This is a genomic window from Shewanella sp. MEBiC00475 (assembly GCF_005234075.1).
Taxonomy (GTDB): domain Bacteria; phylum Pseudomonadota; class Gammaproteobacteria; order Enterobacterales; family Shewanellaceae; genus Shewanella; species Shewanella polaris.
Genome location: NZ_CP039928.1, coordinates 3,623,798 through 3,640,915 on the forward strand (window position 1 = coordinate 3,623,798; position 17,118 = coordinate 3,640,915).

Sequence of the window (17,118 nt, forward strand, 5' to 3'; positions counted from 1 at the left end):
TAAAGCGGTTTTTTATTGGCTATAAATTTTGTTCAGAGAGTTTATAATGATATAGATGTAAAAACCCTCTGATCTACGCGAACCTACGTCGATGGGTGGCTCACAAACACTTATTCGTTGTCACGTCTAACTTTGTAATGCTAATGCAGTATTGAGAACTGTTTTAGGTTTCATCAATAAGGTATACATTACTGGCACCCAAATCAGTGACAACATGGTTGCCAACAAGGTACCGCCAGCAATAGCGATAGCAAAGGGTGGCCAAAAGCCACCACCGGCGATGATCAAAGGTAAGAATCCACCTATGGTGGTAATGGTGGTTGATCCAATATGACGCCCACAACTGCTCACCGTACAAATGATTATTGGTATATTGCCATTGCGCGCCTCGGGGATATCTTCTAATTCAGCTAAAATAACAATGGCGGCATTAATGGCTAAGCCCATTAATCCCAATAAACCGATGATGACGGTAAACCCAAACGGGTAACCAAATACATATACGGATAACAAGCCTAAACCTGCCGATTGAAATGCACTCAGTAAAATAATGGCGGTTAATCTAAACGAGTTGAAAGACAGCACTACCGTCGCTAATAACAACGTGACCACCAACACAATATTAGACAGTAAATTACCTACAGCTTCATTGCGTTTTGCGCTTTCGCCGCCGATTTCGAGATGATATCCAACTGGAATGGGTAAATTAGCAATAGTATCTTTAACCTCGTTTAGCACTTGTGCTGGTAATACACCACTGGTGATATAAGCCTCGATAGTATTAACGCGCTCACCATTTCTGCGGGGGATTGCACCGCGACTGACATTGATTTCATTATAAGATAATGCCGATAGTGGAATGCCTGACCCTGATGGTGACACCAAATTTATCTCGGCTAAACGCGTGGCTTGTTCGCGACTGTTATCGCCTAAACGAACACGTATTGGCAGTGATTCGGTTTGCTCTAAAATACTGCCACCAATGACGCCAGTGGTCGCCATTTTAATTTGATTAGCAATGTCGCTTAAACTTAAGCCGCTCATTAAGCTGGCGTCTTCATTCACCTGTAACCACACTTTTGGAGCGCCAGAACTGAGCGTGGCACGAGTGTGAATGACATCTGGTGTGGCGACTAAGATGCCGCGTACTTGTTCACCCAATGTTTTAAGGGTATCAAGATTAGGGCCATAAATACGCAGCTCAACAGGAGCGTTAAAAGGGGGTCCTTGTTCCAGTTTGCGCACTAAAATCTGTGCTTGTGGAAATTGGGTATCAAACTCTTTTTGCAATTGTAAAATTAACCTATTGGCGGCGACATAATCAGTCACTTTAATCATTGCTTGAGCATAATGGGTTGCCCCTTGTTGCCGTTGAGTTAAGTTGTAATAGAAAGAGGGCGTATTACCGCCAACAACCCATGTAGCGGCGACAATATCGTCAATCTGTTGCAGCTTATTATCAATCAGTTTAACCTGCTCGAGAGTGTTATCGATACTCACATGAGGTGCCAAGTAGACTTCAATTTGAAACATATCGCGATCAGATGGTGGGAAAAATTGTTCAGTCATTTTCCCCGCCGCAAAAAAGCCTGCAACCGGTAATATTCCAATCACAATGGCGGTCAGTATTGGTCTTGTTAACGCAAACCTAAGGCTGGCAGTATATGCCTGATTAATTTTTGGGAATGCCATGCCTTGCTGATACCAAGCCGTTGGTTTTTCACTGCGACTGAATCGACCCGCAAGGCCAGCAATAATGGTATGAGAAATAATATATGAGCCAAGTAAGGCGAACATGACTGAAATGGCAATGCCACCAACAAATTCACCCGCGGACCCCGGCATTAACACAATAGGCGCAAAGGCGAGCATCGTGGTGATGGTAGAGCCCGCCAGTGGAAGCCATAAATGATGTAGTGTTTTCGATACCGCTTCCAGCTTGCTCATACCTTGCTGACGGCGTTGAGCAATGGCATCAACAATCACAATCGCATTATCGACCATAATCCCCAGCGCAACCACTAAACCTGTTACCGACATTTGGTGGATCGGTAGGCCAGTATATTTCATGCAGGTGAGGGTAAATAACGCAGTTAATGGTAATGATATCGCCACAATAACCGCATTTCTCAGTCCTAATGTCAGCATCAGAACCACTAAAATAATCACAAATCCTTGTAACAGATTAATCACCAAGTCGCCTAATCGGTCACTGGTATAGCTTTGTTGGTCGAATAACCATTGCACCTTGATATTGGCCGGTAAATTAACTGAGAAATCATCTATGGTGTTGCTAACATGCTGTTGCCACACATCGACTCGATTATTATTGAGCATGCGCGCAGAGACTAATACGCCTTGTTGACTGTCGATTAAGGCGATACTTGATGCTGGGGTCTTAGCTTGGCGGGTAATATTAGCCACATCCCCTAAGCGAATAATTTGACCATAGTCATCTACTTTTAACGGCACTTGGCGGATACGATTTTGCGAATCTAACTCACCAGATACTTCAACTAAGGCTCTAAATTGGCTGTTATTAACTTCACCCGCTGAAATTTTACTGTCGGCATTATTTAAAATCGCGGCAATACTGGCGGGGGTTAAATGCAATTGGCTGATTTTATTGCCATCTAACTCAACTAAAATCTCTTCTTGTGGTGCGCCATAGAGCTTAACAAAATCAGTCCCGCTGAGCAGTCTTAGACGACTTTGTAATTCTTTGGCATAACGATTAAGAATATCGGCTCTTACAGGACTGTCGTCAGCCCAAACAAGCCCTAAAATGGCTGTATTGGCATAACCTAATTGATCATCTAATACGCTGTTTTGTGCTTCTAATGGCAACAATGATTCACTGTCGGCGATAAGATCTCGAGCGCGTGACCACACCGGAGCCGTCTCTGTTACTGTGTCTTTTAACTCTAACTGGATAACCGAAATTCCCGGGCGAGAAGTAGACTGGACTAGCTTTAAATCTTCTAAACGACGTAATTGATTTTCTAACACTTCGGTCACTAGCGCTTCAACCCGCTCAGCAGATGCACCTGGGTATTGAGTGATAACAGATGAAAACCGGTTAGTAATATGTGGGTCTTCGGTGCGAGGTAGGCTTGAAATGGCACCTAATCCAGCAACAATTAATAATGCGATAAATAAACTGGTTAGGCGGCCATTTTCTAAAAATGCTTTAATCATAGTGCCCCCGTTTTCTCAGCTTGAGCGAGAGTCACTTTTTGGCTAACGACCAATTTATGTAATCCTTGTGACACAATTAGATCGCTTGGTTTTATGGCACCTTGAATATATGCTTGTTGTTCATTGGTATAGATAATCTCTACATCGCGACGTTCAATGGTATAAAAACCTTGCTCAGCCTCAACTAAGGCAAACACATTCCATAATCCGCGAACTCCGTCAGTTAAGGCCGACATTGGTACCCAATAACCAGGTTCCAGAACATCTTGCTGATAAGCTAAGTATGCTATCTCACCATTGATGACTCTTGCTGAATCGGGTAACAAAATACGTAACTGAACTGTACGGCTAATCGTGTTCACTTCGGCGCTAATGCCGGCAATTTTAGCGGTAAAGGTTTGTTTACCTACACGGACATCTACCATCTGCTCGGCGGTTAACTGCTGTGCGATGTCAATGGGTACCCCAATATAAGCCACAGACTGACTGTTACCGACTAAGGTGAAAACCGGACTACCTAGCGCAATCACTTCGCCGACATTATGAAAACGTTGACTGATTTTTCCATTGAATGGGGCCAGTAAGGTTGATTTTTCAATTTTTAAATTGGTCGCACTTAAACTGGCTTCTATACGCTTCTGGTTAGCTTGTAAGCTGATAACTTGTTGTTGGGTTTCATCGAGTTGCTGTTCAGACACATAGTTTTGTTGTTTCAACTTTTGAGTACGAGCTAAGGTGCTTTTTGCTAAATCTATATCTGCCTGAGTTTGTAATAAACTAGCTTGTAATTGCTGCCTCTCTGCGATCAATAAATCAGTATCAAGCTGCGCTAATATTTGTTCTTTGCTAACCGTATCGCCACTGTCGACCAGGATATTATTGAGTTTGCCCGCAAGTTCAAAGCCAATTCCGGTGGTATTGGCCGAGCGAATCGTACCCGTGTAAGTTTGCATGTGCTGATAACGGTCGCTTAACGACAAAGGCTGTGACAATACCGTTTGATACTCAGTTGTTTGTGAATGCTCTTTTACCTCAGAGCCACAACCGCCTAATGCGATGAAGCTTAAACCTAGCGCTAAGTATAGAATGATTGGGGTGAATGTCTTTGACGCGTACATAAAGTGTCTTCCTTGCATAGCAATAGGTTGTGTCTGTCTGGCTTATCTTAATGAAAGCATTTGTTACAAACCGCAATATGTAATTTAAATGTTAATTAGACTCAGTAGTCTAGGTTTATAAGACTAGACTGTCCAGTCTATTTTTGGTTACTATAACGCTAAATAATGAGCTGTATTACTGAAGCTCGATTTTGCTTAATGGGTTAATTTACGGAACCAACATGACAAAAGAACACACATCGCTTAATAATGACGGACAAGTTAATTTGAGCCGCAGTGAGCAAAAGCGTGCCCAGGTACTTGAGTCTGCCATTGACCTTTTTTGCCATCAGGGTTTTCCTAATACCAGTATGGATGAAGTGGCAAAACATGCTGGTGTATCAAAACAAACCGTTTACTCTCATTTTGGCTCCAAAGATGATTTGTTTGTTTCCGCGATTGAATCTAAATGTGTTGTGCATCAACTCACTGACAATGCTTTAGTCGATGCAACTAAACCCCAACAGGTTATTTTGCAGTTTGCTCAGCAATTTGGTGAGATGATTGTTAGCAAAGAAGCCATGACAGTATTTAAAACCTGCGTAGCTCAAGCTGATACTCACCCAGAAGTGTCTAGATTATTCTATGACGCTGGCCCCAAGCACGTACTCGGACTGGTTAGAAATTATTTAAAAAAGGTCAATGAGCACGGCGAATACTGGTTTAAAAATCCGCACGAAAGCGCAGTTAGATTATGTTTAATGTTATTTGGTGAACTTAAACTGCGTTTAGAGTTGGGCTTGGAGATCGGTGATTTACAGATATCCAGACAAGCATACATACAAGATACTGCAGAGATGTTTTTGCGAGCACACCAAGTTGACGTAAAATAAACCAATAAAAGATGAACCTAATTGGCTCAAAAATAGTATTGCTATTCAATTAAACCAAAGTGCAATTAAACCAAGGTGTAATTAAACCAAGGTAATATTTAACTTATCTCATTATTTGAAGGGAAGCAGATCGATATGACGCTTTATAACGTTAACGTAATTCAGCCAAAATCATTGAGTAAATCAGCTTTGTCAATTTTGCTAGCATCGGGACTGTTGTTAAGTCAGTATGCTTTAGCAGCACCAGAACGTTCACCTTTTTCACTCACCGTGGCTCGTACATCAACGGGCACTGCAAATGTTGGGACTGATAGCGCTAACGCTAATCAGTTACAGCGAGATACATGGAAAACCAGTTTTTCGGCCAACATGCCACTTAATCGCCAGTGGTCTATAGGAGCAAGCTTAGGCTACGATAACCTCGATTACGATTGGGAAATAAACCAAAACACTCCTTTAAATTCAACTGTTCAACCTTGGTCAACCATACATCAGTACAGTGCTGGTTTATCGTTATCTTACCGTCTTGATAATCATTGGATGTTTCTTATTGCGCCAAAATTGCAATATGCCTATGCCGATACGGCTTCATCTTCAAACGCGCAAAGTTATGGCGTAGTGGCATCGGGAATGTACCGCTTTGATTCGGGCAATATGTTGGGTGTTGGCGTTGCATATTTAAATGATATTTCAGAAGTGCGTACCATTCCTTATTTGGCAGTTCGTTGGCAAATAAACGATAAGTGGGTACTTGCTAACCCATTCCAAGCCGGTTTTAGTGGCCCTGCGGGGTTAGAATTAAGTTATCAATATAATCGTGACTGGGATTTTGGCGTGGGAAGTTCAATGCGAACCGAGCGTTTTTTAATTGCTGATGATGATCAAACAATCGAAGTCGAAGAATGGGTAGGCTTTGCTCGAGCAGGCTGGAAAGCGACCAGTAATATCAGCCTTAATGCTTATGCAGGGTACTATTTTGCTGGAGAAATGGAGTTAAGTTATCCTGACATTACTGAAGACATGGAAAACCAGGCCGCATTTGGCTTAGCGTTTAAATTATCGTTTTAACAATGAGCGATAACACAGCCGATAACAAAAAAGCCGCTTAAATCAGTGGCTTAATTAGATGGTCCGCCTCACGCCTAAGCTATACTTAGGGTAGGCTAATCAAAGAGGCGAACCATCATGTCTATTATTAAAGTAATTGGGATCGATTTAGGCAAATCTTCTTTTCATCTTGTTGGGCATGATCACACTGGTCGTGAACAATTTCGTAAACATTTAACTCGTTTAAAGCTCATTCAATTTCTGTCACAAACACCTAAAACAATGATTGCAATGGAATCATGTGGCGGTTCCCAATGGTTGGCAAGAAAATGCCAAGCACTGGGTCATGAGGTTAAGCTCATTCCTCCCCAATATGTTAAGCCTTACGTTAAAACGAATAAAAATGATTATATTGATGCCGATGCAATAGCAGAAGCATGCACAAGACCATCGATGCGTTTTGTTGGTGTCAAAACAGAGACCTCACAAGTCATCAGCGTTATTCAGCGAGTTAGGTCTAGTTATATCAAAGAGCGGACAGCGTGTATGTCACGCATTGGAGCAATTTTACTCGAGTTTGGCATGAGCTTTCCTAGAGGGCATGCCAAAATGAAAGTGTTATTCCAATGGCTTGCCGATAACGGCGAACCGCTTCCAACCATGTTGATGCAAGAATTAATTGAACACCACGAGTATTACTTACTGCTTAATGAGCGTATAGCAGGGCAAGATAAAAAGCTTAAACAGCTTGTCGAGCAAGATGTGCGAGCGCAGCTATTAAAGACGATCCCTGGGGTGGGAGATTTAACCGCAGCTCAGTGTTTGGCCGATATCTCAGATGTCACGCATTTTAAAAATGGCCGTCAAATGGCCGCATGGATAGGATTAGTTCCTCATCAATATTCAACGGGAGGGAAGTCAACCTTGCTCGGGATAAGTAAGCGTGGAAATAAGGCGTTAAGAACGTTGTTTATTCATGGTGCTCGAGCGATGTTATCAAGGCCAGAAAAAGCGGTGGCCGTATTTGGAGAATGGATACTTGAGCTCAGAGCGAGGAAGCCATTTAATGTAGCCGTCGTTGCATTAGCGAATAAGTTGGTACGAATAGCGTGGTCGGTATTATCGACCAAGCAAGCATTTGAAATAAGAGTTTAACCCGAGTTTGCAGATGATAGAGAAGATGACAGAACGGTCAGACCACTAGATTGAAGACCTGACACAAAAAACAGCACCGAAAGTATGCTTTGGGCTTTTTGAGGACAATCTAGCGCGGAACTCATCGTGGAGCGGGTGGTAAAGCACCTAATGAAGATTCCGAATACATTAGCGCAAACCAACCTCGTTATCGAAAATATCATTTGCAATAACGAGGCGGACCATACATTTTTGTATAAACATTTTGGTTTAAGCAAGCTAATTAACTCAAACATTAGTTAATAACATTAGGTATCAAGCTAATCCAAATCGACTTTAATATTTAAAAGTAGGTAACATCTTTCACCCGTTTAGGGCGATTTTGTTGTTCGTACAATTGCCATACTTGTTTAAAGTCCAAAGCGAGCTCTGTGACATAAAACTCACCTGAAGGGTAAGTCTTAACCACTTTGGCACCACGGATAATGCCACTAACGCTCGATTTAACGTTATCATCAGTTAATAACCACTCACTCACGTCGCTATTAGCCGTAACCTTTTGGCCATAAACTTGTTCTGCTAACTCACGATAAGCGGCAATTTTTGACGCTTGCATCGCCATTAAAATACGATGTGACGCTTCTTTACTCGGCTGTGTTGCTAAAGGTGCGTAACCAATTGCTGTTAGAGTTGGAAACGAGGCTGGAGCTTCAGTTTCCCACTGAACATATTTGTCCTTACTGACGCATCCGCTTAGTACCAACAGCATTATTAATATCAGCGATTTCATAGCTTATCTCCTAATACGGTGTAACGACTGTCGCCTCGCTTTTCGTGGCGATACAACAAACCGTTGCGAGATTCAATAATTTCAGAAGGCTGTAAATAACCTGACAAGCTAGATGCAGCTACAAATGATTGCACCGCAGAAAGCACCCGATTATTGGTGATATTGACCACTCGGCCGTTAAATATAATGCCTTCAGGTGTTAGGGCCATGGTTGACACTAACACATGTGATACCGGTAAATCTGAGCGTAATAACTCCCAATTCCGACTCAACAAAAACTCGCCTTGCTCCGTTGCGCGTAAACTAGTCGCTACATTTAAATCAACTAAGTTAAATTCATGGGCATGAAAGGCTGCAAGTAATCCTTGTTGTAACTGTAATGCCAACTCGTTGGTGGTATTTAAATTACTGGCCATTACTGGCGTAGATATAAGCAGTGGTTGATCAGGTCGTAAAGCGTCATTCTGTAGCACTAACTCGTTGACTAACTTTTCGGCCCACACATTCACTTGGCCTTTAGGTGATATTCCTGCAGCCTGAATATCATAAGCCAGCTTATCGTGATAAACCTCATCTTCGTCGGCGGTTTTGACAAATTTACCGTTATTATTGAAGGCAAAGTTATTGGCAGCATTAGGCGTTTGGGTGCATGCCGCTAACGATAACGATGCGAGCATGACCGCGGGGATAAAAAGCCTGTTAATCATAATAATTCCTCTAACACTTAATGCCGCAAGTCTTGGTATAAATGAGCTATTTAATCACCTTATTTACCGCTGACTAAGGCCAATAACTTACTTCTTTATTGTTCGTCACCTTATATCGGCAAATGTACAAGAAGCTTTACTATAATTGCACTAGATCGAAAAATAACTGCAAAATGTGAGGGGCTGTTGATCTTTCAAGGTAGTTTTTGCAGTGAATTGTTGTTCATTACTTAAATAAAGGGCTACAAGGCAGAGGTTTTGTAGTGTCGTTATTCTACATTTAGAAGCCGATAACGCATTAGGAATGAACAACAAACGCTGCCCGAAGGGTTTGGCTAAAAACGTTTTACTCTTTGATGAGCGATTATTTGTTAAGTGAGTGGTGCTTAGATTGATAGACAGCAATCCACTCGTCTCGATTAAAACGTTTTTATCTCGAATAAAATTTAACCAGTAAAGAACAGTAGATTCTAAAGAGGCACAATTTTTGCTTTATTAAAAATAGAGTAAGCTTAATTTGTGTAATTAGGCCAAATTGACGTTTTTTTGACATTAGGACATCGCATGCTGATCAGACAAAGCCCTACTAACCGAGCTAATCCCTTCGGTCATATTGCCGCAATAGTCATGCTATGCGTCTGTGGCTTGCTGGCGACAATGTCTGCATCAGCTGAACAAATTGAAGTTACCGGCAAGGCCAAAATTGTTAATGGTGATATTGATAAAGCCCGCGAAGATGCCATTAGCCAAGCATTAAATTATGCCAGCTTAAAAGCCGGAGTTAACTTTTCCAGCCAACAACAAGTCAATCAAGGTCGACTTACTCAAGATACCTTTCAAATTCAACGGATGGGATCGGCCAATAATGTTGAATTAATGAGTGAAATGATCAGCCAGCACACTATTACCGTGGTTTTACAATTAGAACTTGGTGAGCAAGAACCCGATGCACAATGTAAAAGCCAGTCTCTCAAAGCCGCCATTATGTTGCCACAAGCCTATTTACAAGAACGCGCTCAGTTACGCTATGGCCAATTGGCCAACTTTGAACAACGGGTCACTGAACATTTAGGCAAAATTATCAACGCTCAATCTCGGTACAGTTTCGCTCGATTACACGCCGACGAAAAAATTGATAACACCAATCAATTAGTAAATTTTAAGGGTTACCGTATTCCCAGTTGGTTAGGTGAAATCACCGACAGCCAATATGTATTGCAACCAGAAATTATTGATATTTCTACTGAACCGGTACAAAGCAGTTATATGGGGTTGGTAGACGATGATCCGCTTAGGCAATTCATGATAAAATTAACTCTTTATCATGGTATCAGTGGCGAAGTTGTGTGGTCAGAATCGTTTGCTACATCAGCGCCTTGGGAGTTTGAAAGACAAGAAATAGTTTCTCCTGCTAACCAACGCTTTTGGCGTTCTTCCTATGGTCAGGCTATTAGTGATGTTTTACAACAAAGTGTGATGTCCCTGGATAAACAGTTAAATTGTCGTCCATTACTAGGCCAAATTGTTGCCAGACAAGGGGATCGTATTATCATCAACTTAGGTCGTAAAAATGGCGTCAAAATGGGTGATAAATTCCAAATTGTATTACAAAAAAATATCCCAGACAGATTCAATTCCATGCGCGCCATCGCTACAAAAAGCCGTGCCAATGTGGTTATTGAACAAGTTACTGAAGACAGTTCAACTGCAATTTTTGACGGCATCGACAGTGCTGACAATATTCAAGTGAACGACATTGCGATTAAGAACTAATGATTAAAAGTTGAGAGTTCAGAACTAAGAACTAAGAACTAAAGATTAAAGATTAAGAACTAAGCTATTATACATTAGTTGGTTATTAATCAAGCAATTAAATTTAAAAGGTTTAATTCAATTATAAACTCAGTATAATCACTGGGTCTCTCTATAGCTCAACAGGATAGAGCAGCCGCCTCCTAAGCGGCCGATCGGGGTTCGAGTCCCTGTGGGGAGACCATATAAACTGTTTCTATGCTCATTTTCACTCTTTTATAATCATCTTATTTACTTCATTGCCCTTCCCAGAATTGAGATATTTACTAGTATCAGTATTTTTTAACTACAGCTTTAATATTTCTTCAATCTCCACATCATTTATCTCTCTCGCTATCGCAGTCTGATCAGCTTTAGCGTTATAATTGTGCTTCATTTTTGTTGCTAGGAGCAATTGTTTGTCATATTCATATATTCCGTTTGATCTTTATAAGCGTAAGTGGATTTTTAACCATAAAGATTTGCCTGTATCAGATGATGATAAGGCCTTGATTAAACCACTGACTGATAAAAGTGCTATGGAAGTGTGGGATAAGTGGATAAGCAATAAGAGCAGTCGTGCAGAGCTGTTTGAAAAAGGTGACTGGCCAGCAAAGCAAGATGCTTGGACAGAAACTGAGCATTGGCAATCAGCCTGGGATTCTAATGACAATGCGATGCCTGAAGCGATTAGTGCGCATATTCAATGGCCCGATGATGCGGTGGTGTATTTTTGCTATGAAAAGTACCAAATAGTTGAAACTCGCTGGGATGTATTCGTACGTAATTGGAAGTGCTTTTTATTTTTTGATGATGGCCCAATTCTTATCTCCCCAAAACATAAGCAAGCATTAATGTTTCTACAGAATGGTCAATATAAATTAGGCGTTCGCGGTTAATTAACCCGCCCTAAGTTGTATCCGTTTGTATTACAGTTTTTTTAGAGAGTTTATATGAAATTATTAGCTTCAATTGGATTGAGCTTATCGTTAATGCTGCCGTTGTTTGCACAAGCTAGCATGATTGCAGATGTTGATGTAGCAGAGAAAATGACTGCTGCAGAGCAGCCATTAGTATTGAATGGTGCAGGTATACGCAGTAAGTTTTTTATGGATTTATATGTAGGTAGTTTGTATTTGCCGACAAAAATGCACACTCTAGAAGATGTGCTTGCTCAACCTATAGCGGTGATCCAGTTAACTATCACTTCAGGAATGATCTCTTCAAACAAAATGCGTAACGGCATAACCGAAGGATTTGAGGCAGCTACCGACAATGACACGCATTTTATTGCCAAAGACATTGAACATTTTACACAGCTATTTGCTGATGAAATTGTTGAAGGTGATCAATTTACTTTTGTGACTCAAAAAGGCAAGGGCGTGACCAGCATTAAAAATGGTCAGGTTCAGGGCGAGATAGTGGGTGAGGCTTTTCGTCAGGCATTACTTAAGATTTGGTTAGGTGAAGAATCTGCACAACAAAGTTTACGTGAAGCAATGCTAGGCGCAGTATCTAGCTAGGTCGCTACGCTGCTACGATTGTATAGCATCTAGCCGCGAAGCGTCTTCGACTCTAGGCTTTTCGCATGCTACAAAAGTAATTAAATGAGAGTCGCGAGGTCGCAGTGCTAATAGGTAAGTATTAGGCTGAAAAGTCATTGCCGAGAGTTGAAATGGTAGACGTTTTACCTTTGCCATTATAGGTTAAACTTGAAGCATTTCGGCTGGCTTGTAATGCTTGGGCAAAGCGATTGAGGCTGGCAATATTGAGCTCAATCAAGCTGGCATTCTGGCTGTTGATGTCTTTGCACTCTGCAAGAATAGCTTTAGCTTGCGCGACTTGTTGTGCCAGTTCAGCATCTGTTGTAAGCAGATTGTGTTGTGGGTGATTTGCTAATTTTTCGTCTGTGATTTTCATGTTGAATAAACATTGAGTTTTGTCTTTAGAAAGTGCTAGCAGTTTGTCTGCATCTTGTTTTGATAATGCCGATTTTTCTTCAGAAATAAGCTGTCTTAGCTGTACTAACGTTTTATTCTGGGTGTCTAATAGTCCACGAAGTTCATCGTGTAGCTGTCCATTTGGCTTTTCATTTAGTACGGTCATAAATTACTCTTAAGTTTTCTTAGCTAACACTTCACTATAATGCAAGGTTGCACCTATTGTTTGTGTGTCGTTAAAACAAATTAAAGAGTAACGTTTAACGGTTACTCTTTATTAAACGATAAACTGCCTAGCTCTGCTTCAAAACTGGCAATATTCGCTGCTAGCTTTTCAGGATCAACTTTATAGCGTCCTTCAGAGATAGCTTGCTTAATTTCCGCGACCTTTTTTTGGTCTACTTCAGGTAGCGATGCCATTTTCGTTTGTGCACCCTGAAGCTGTTGAGCTTGAGAGGTAATGCTGACGGAATCTGTTTTAACCGGTGCAGCTGATTTTGGGGCTGCAGTTGTTTTAGATTGCGCAGCAGACTGCGTATCACGAGCAGTGCGCATTTGTGTATTGTTAGCAGTGTTATGCTTAATGTCAATTGCCATGGGAGGCTCCAGCGTAATGAATCAGGTTTTCCATTCAGGTTATCGACACCCTAAGGGAAAACTTTAGCTTTATTTTACATTCTTACTTCAACTTCGCCAACGCCAATTACCACAGCATCAAATTGTTTACCGGTATTACTATTTTTCACTCTGATCACTTCATCAATATTACCGTCTCGCAATGCTTCGCCTAGGGTTTTTATTTGAACATTAGCCGTTTTAGCATAGATCGAAACCGTATCACCTTTGCAAACAAAACACAGATTATTGGTCAATATTGGCGAGTCTTTGCTAACACGACGTTGTACTCGTGAACCTATTAATGTAGATGTGTTAGAAAAATATTGGCCTTTTAAATTATATTGGTCGACATACATTATCTGTAAGTGATGTTGAGCAATGATTTGATCTTTAGAAAGTAACTGGTTTGCGACTACGACAGGATATTTTATTTCGACTCGAACTGAGATGTACATTTGCCATGGGTAGTCATAATCAGGGCTATCACAGCTTAATTTCACCATATTATTACGGCTAATTGCTCTTTCGCTGGCGAGTTCCACATTTATTGGTGGGTAGCACCGTGGTGGGTTTATTCTGCCCTCAAGATTTTGTGGGGTAATTTCTATCTTAGCTTTTGAGTCAGCGTCAATTTTTTTGGCTACCATCTCTTTAGCTAAGGTATAAATGGTCGATAATGTAGGTGTAACTATCTCTTCGCTAGCAAATACTGGCGAAAAAAAGGTTATTGAGCACAAAAAACATAAAAAAAATACTTTCATAATGAAGATACTAGCTTGTTTTGCCAGAATACACCTATACTTTGAAAAATGAATAATATGCGAGTTATCTCGGCATATGTAAGAAGTTAAGAATAAATAGCCTAAGGATATGACAATAACATTATCCTTTCGTCAAAAAAGTGTCGGTTTTCTGCGAGTATGAACCAATGCTAGTTTAAGCAAGTTACATGCCCACTTTTAGATTCGATCAATTGATAAGTATTCGCTAGGTTGGTGATAGTTTATACTCATGTTGAACTTGTCATCAGTAGAGAAACACATAAACCGTATTATGTTAAACCTAGGTTTATTATAATTTCAAAGAACAAATTATCCTTTTGGGTGACCGTTAACTACAAGGCTGTTTTATGTCGAGCATTTTAGAATCAGTAAATAAACGTACTCAACTTGTCGGGCAAAACAGACTAGAGTTGCTATTGTTTAGGCTTAATGGCCGCCAAAGATTTGGGATTAACGTGTTTAAAGTGAAAGAGGTGTTGCAATGCCCACCACTGACCACCCTGCCTAAATTAAATCGTTATGTTAAAGGTGTTGCTCATATCCGTGGAGCAACCATTTCTGTTATCGATTTAAGTGCGGCAACAGGCGGGCGTCCACTGACATCGACCGAAAATTGTTTTGTTATCATTTCAGAATATAACCGAAGTGTTCAAGGCTTTTTAGTGAGTTCTGTTGAACGTATTATCAACATGAACTGGGAAGCCATTATGCCTCCTCCACAAGGTTCTGGTCGTTCTTCATATTTAACCGCTGTCACTGAGATTGAAGGCGAGTTGGTTGAAATTTTAGATGTTGAAAAAATTCTCGATGAAATTTCACCGGTTAAGACTTCTATCAGTAAAGAGGTCAATGAAACATTAACCATTGATAGAGATCAACATTATCATATTATGGTTATTGATGATTCAACAGTGGCTCGTAAACAAATTATTCGCTCATTAGAATCTTTAAATCTGCAAATCGATACCGCTAAAGATGGTAAAGAAGCGTTACTTAAACTGAAAAGTATAGCGGCTGAAATGGATGATGTATCTGTTGAAATCCCGCTTATTATTTCTGATATTGAAATGCCTGAAATGGATGGTTATACATTAACGGCAGAAATTCGCGATGATCCAAAATTAAAGAATATAAAAGTGGTATTGCATACATCATTAAGTGGTGTGTTTAACCAAGCAATGGTAGAGAAAGTAGGGGCTAACGACTTTATTGCCAAGTTTAATCCCGATGAATTAGCCGCTGCGGTTAACAAACATTTGAGCTTATAAAGCCAATATTGATATTTTAGCTCATAGGTTCGTATATTTAGGAAGATAATGTGACAGATAAATCACTTGCTGAAGCAGAGTACAATCAATTTAGGCTGTTTTTAGAGCAGCATAGCGGTATTGTGTTAGGTGAGAATAAACAATATTTAGTGCGCAGTCGTTTAGCACCACTGATGGGAAAGTATAATTTACCTTCTTTATCTGAGGTGGTTAAAAAGTCAATGAAACCGACAGAACGTCATTTACGCACTGAAGTGATTGATGCTATGACGACGAATGAAACCTTATGGTTTCGAGACCGTTATCCATTTGAATTACTGCACAATACTCTGTTACCTGAGTACAGTAAGCTTGGTCGACCATTAAAAATATGGTCGGCGGCATGCTCTTCTGGGCAAGAACCTTATTCTTTAGCCATGACGGTGTTGGAATATCAGCAGCGTAAACCTGGTGCTTTGCCTGGTGGGGTAGCTATTCAGGCAACTGATTTGTCACCTTCAATGTTAGAACGCTGCAAGAATGCGGAATATGATGGTTTAGCCCTAGCTCGCGGTTTGTCTGAAGAACGTAAACGTCAGTTTTTTGATGCTTTACCGTCTGGCAATATGAAAGTGAAAGATAATGTTAAGCGTTTAGTTAATTTTAGGGCGCATAATCTCCTTGAAAATTATAGTTTATTAGGCAGATACGACATTATTTTTTGCCGTAATGTATTGATTTATTTTGGGCCAGAGGCAAAAACTAAAATTTTGCGGCAATTTGCTGCCGCACTTAATCCTAAAGGTATATTATTTTTGGGAGCGTCAGAATCTCTTGCGGGTTTGAGCGATGAATTTAATATGGTTCGCTGTAATCCTGGTATTTATTATCAAAAGAAAGTATAGATAAAATAATAACTTAATCTATTTACCATGCCGGCATTCGTCGGCATGTTTGTTTTTATCTTTAATTCGTTCCGAAAACCAAATTGTTGGCATAACCTTTGCTTTATTCCTATCAGTTAGCTGATGGAGGCAATTTTATGGCGATTAATTTCGATAATGCATTAGGTGTTCACCAATACTCATTGGGCGTACGAGCTCAAAGAGCAGAAGTGATTTCAAGTAATATTGCCAATGCCAATACTCCTCATTATAAAGCTAAAGATGTTGATTTTGCTTCTGCAATGAAAGCAGCAAGCACGCATCAAAATGGCTTAAGTATGAGCCAAACAACAGAAAAACATTTTGATTTAACGGCATTAAGCCAACAGCATGTTCAATATCGTGTACCCAATCAAGCCGATACTGGTGACGGTAATACTGTCGACACGCAAAAAGAACAAGCAGCATTTATGCAAAATGCACTCGAATACCAAATGTCATTAGGTTTTCTTGAAAGTAAATTTTCTGGCATGCGTAAAGCATTACGAGGTGATTAATTATGAGTTTATTTAATATTTTAAATGTATCTGGCTCGGGTATGTCTGCGCAGTCAGTGCGTTTGAATACTACCGCCAGTAATATTGCTAATGCTGACTCTGTTTCAAGCAGCGCAGATAAAACCTATCGCGCACGTCACCCAATTTTCGAAGCCGAAATGCTAAAAGCGAATAGCCAGCAAAATAGTTCGCCAGGCGTCAATGTAAAAGGCATTGTCGAAAGTGACAAACCATTGCAAAAAGAATATTCACCCGACCATCCAATGGCAGACAATGAAGGGTTTATCTACAAACCCAATGTCAATGTGATGGAAGAAATGGCTGATATGATTTCTGCATCACGCTCTTATCAAATGAACGTTCAAGTGGCTGATGCAACCAAGACTATGTTGCAACAGACCATAAGGATGGGTAAATAGTATGATTATTCAAG

17 protein-coding genes and 1 tRNA gene are annotated in these 17,118 nt (G+C 40.5%); 11 read left to right on the forward strand and 7 right to left on the reverse strand.

Annotated features, from left to right (window positions below; translation table 11 throughout):
* Positions 1-126 precede the first annotated feature (126 nt).
* Both FCN25_RS16180 and FCN25_RS16185 read right to left on the reverse strand, forming a co-directional pair.
* Positions 127-3,198, reverse strand: a complete 3,072-nt coding sequence (locus FCN25_RS16180; RefSeq protein WP_137226447.1) for an efflux RND transporter permease subunit — start codon at positions 3,196-3,198, stop codon at positions 127-129.
* Positions 3,195-4,316, reverse strand: a complete 1,122-nt coding sequence (locus tag FCN25_RS16185; RefSeq protein ID WP_137226448.1) for an efflux RND transporter periplasmic adaptor subunit — start codon at positions 4,314-4,316, stop codon at positions 3,195-3,197. Before FCN25_RS16185 ends, FCN25_RS16180 begins: the two co-directional genes overlap by 4 nt.
* Before the next feature lie 221 nt (positions 4,317-4,537).
* On the opposite strand from FCN25_RS16185, the gene FCN25_RS16190 reads away from it, so the two are divergent.
* The 3 genes from FCN25_RS16190 (at position 4,538) to FCN25_RS16200 (ending at position 7,390) form a co-directional block, all read left to right on the forward strand.
* Positions 4,538-5,188, forward strand: coding sequence for a TetR/AcrR family transcriptional regulator (locus FCN25_RS16190; RefSeq protein ID WP_137226449.1), 651 nt, complete (start codon positions 4,538-4,540; stop codon positions 5,186-5,188).
* Between the two features lie 135 nt (positions 5,189-5,323).
* Positions 5,324-6,256 (forward strand): DUF6268 family outer membrane beta-barrel protein, encoded by a 933-nt coding sequence (locus tag FCN25_RS16195; protein ID WP_137226450.1) that lies wholly within the window; start codon positions 5,324-5,326, stop codon positions 6,254-6,256.
* Between the two features lie 117 nt (positions 6,257-6,373).
* Positions 6,374-7,390, forward strand: coding sequence for an IS110 family transposase (locus tag FCN25_RS16200; protein WP_137223285.1), 1,017 nt, complete (start codon positions 6,374-6,376; stop codon positions 7,388-7,390).
* Between the two features lie 322 nt (positions 7,391-7,712).
* Here the strand turns inward: FCN25_RS16200 and FCN25_RS16205 are convergent, their stop codons facing one another.
* Positions 7,713-8,159: an LPP20 family lipoprotein gene (locus FCN25_RS16205; protein ID WP_137226451.1), complete on the reverse strand. Its 447-nt coding sequence runs from the start codon at positions 8,157-8,159 to the stop codon at positions 7,713-7,715.
* Positions 8,156-8,866 carry a FlgO family outer membrane protein gene (locus FCN25_RS16210; protein WP_137226452.1) on the reverse strand — a complete coding sequence of 237 codons (711 nt, stop codon included), beginning with the start codon at positions 8,864-8,866 and terminating at the stop codon, positions 8,156-8,158. Before FCN25_RS16210 ends, FCN25_RS16205 begins: the two co-directional genes overlap by 4 nt.
* A gap of 564 nt (positions 8,867-9,430) precedes the next feature.
* Between FCN25_RS16210 and FCN25_RS16215 the strand changes: the two genes are divergently transcribed.
* The 4 genes from FCN25_RS16215 to FCN25_RS16230 all read left to right on the forward strand — a co-directional run bounded on the left by FCN25_RS16215 (position 9,431) and on the right by FCN25_RS16230 (position 12,180).
* Positions 9,431-10,639, forward strand: a complete 1,209-nt coding sequence (locus tag FCN25_RS16215; protein ID WP_137226453.1) for a flagellar assembly protein FlgT — start codon at positions 9,431-9,433, stop codon at positions 10,637-10,639.
* A gap of 147 nt (positions 10,640-10,786) precedes the next feature.
* A tRNA-Arg gene (locus FCN25_RS16220) sits at positions 10,787-10,862 on the forward strand.
* Positions 10,863-11,076: 214 nt separating this feature from the next.
* On the forward strand, positions 11,077-11,556 hold the full coding sequence (locus tag FCN25_RS16225; RefSeq protein WP_137226454.1) for a DUF2947 domain-containing protein: 480 nt from the start codon (positions 11,077-11,079) through the stop codon (positions 11,554-11,556).
* A gap of 54 nt (positions 11,557-11,610) precedes the next feature.
* Positions 11,611-12,180 (forward strand): chalcone isomerase family protein, encoded by a 570-nt coding sequence (locus tag FCN25_RS16230; protein WP_137226455.1) that lies wholly within the window; start codon positions 11,611-11,613, stop codon positions 12,178-12,180.
* Positions 12,181-12,301: 121 nt separating this feature from the next.
* Here FCN25_RS16230 and FCN25_RS16235 read toward each other — a convergent pair whose 3' ends face one another.
* The 3 genes from FCN25_RS16235 to flgA all read right to left on the reverse strand — a co-directional run bounded on the left by FCN25_RS16235 (position 12,302) and on the right by flgA (position 13,976).
* Entirely contained in the window at positions 12,302-12,763 is a 462-nt protein-coding gene (locus FCN25_RS16235) for a flagella synthesis protein FlgN (protein ID WP_137226456.1), read from the reverse strand.
* 101 nt (positions 12,764-12,864) lie between these two features.
* On the reverse strand, positions 12,865-13,194 hold the full coding sequence (flgM, locus tag FCN25_RS16240) for a flagellar biosynthesis anti-sigma factor FlgM (protein WP_137226457.1): 330 nt from the start codon (positions 13,192-13,194) through the stop codon (positions 12,865-12,867).
* A gap of 74 nt (positions 13,195-13,268) precedes the next feature.
* Positions 13,269-13,976, reverse strand: coding sequence for a flagellar basal body P-ring formation chaperone FlgA (flgA, locus tag FCN25_RS16245; protein WP_137226458.1), 708 nt, complete (start codon positions 13,974-13,976; stop codon positions 13,269-13,271).
* 368 nt (positions 13,977-14,344) lie between these two features.
* Here flgA and FCN25_RS16250 point away from each other — a divergent pair, with 368 nt between their 5' ends.
* The 4 genes from FCN25_RS16250 to flgC all read left to right on the forward strand — a co-directional run bounded on the left by FCN25_RS16250 (position 14,345) and on the right by flgC (position 17,104).
* The gene (locus FCN25_RS16250; RefSeq protein WP_137226459.1) at positions 14,345-15,265 is read left to right on the forward strand and encodes a chemotaxis protein CheV; all 921 of its coding nucleotides are present in this window, start codon (positions 14,345-14,347) and stop codon (positions 15,263-15,265) included.
* A gap of 50 nt (positions 15,266-15,315) precedes the next feature.
* Complete coding sequence (locus tag FCN25_RS16255; protein ID WP_137226460.1) at positions 15,316-16,149, forward strand: protein-glutamate O-methyltransferase CheR; 834 nt, start codon at positions 15,316-15,318, stop codon at positions 16,147-16,149.
* Positions 16,150-16,286: 137 nt separating this feature from the next.
* Positions 16,287-16,685 (forward strand): flagellar basal body rod protein FlgB, encoded by a 399-nt coding sequence (gene flgB, locus FCN25_RS16260; protein WP_137226461.1) that lies wholly within the window; start codon positions 16,287-16,289, stop codon positions 16,683-16,685.
* A gap of 2 nt (positions 16,686-16,687) precedes the next feature.
* Positions 16,688-17,104, forward strand: a complete 417-nt coding sequence (flgC, locus tag FCN25_RS16265) for a flagellar basal body rod protein FlgC (protein WP_137226462.1) — start codon at positions 16,688-16,690, stop codon at positions 17,102-17,104.
* The last annotated feature ends 14 nt before the right edge of the window (positions 17,105-17,118 follow it).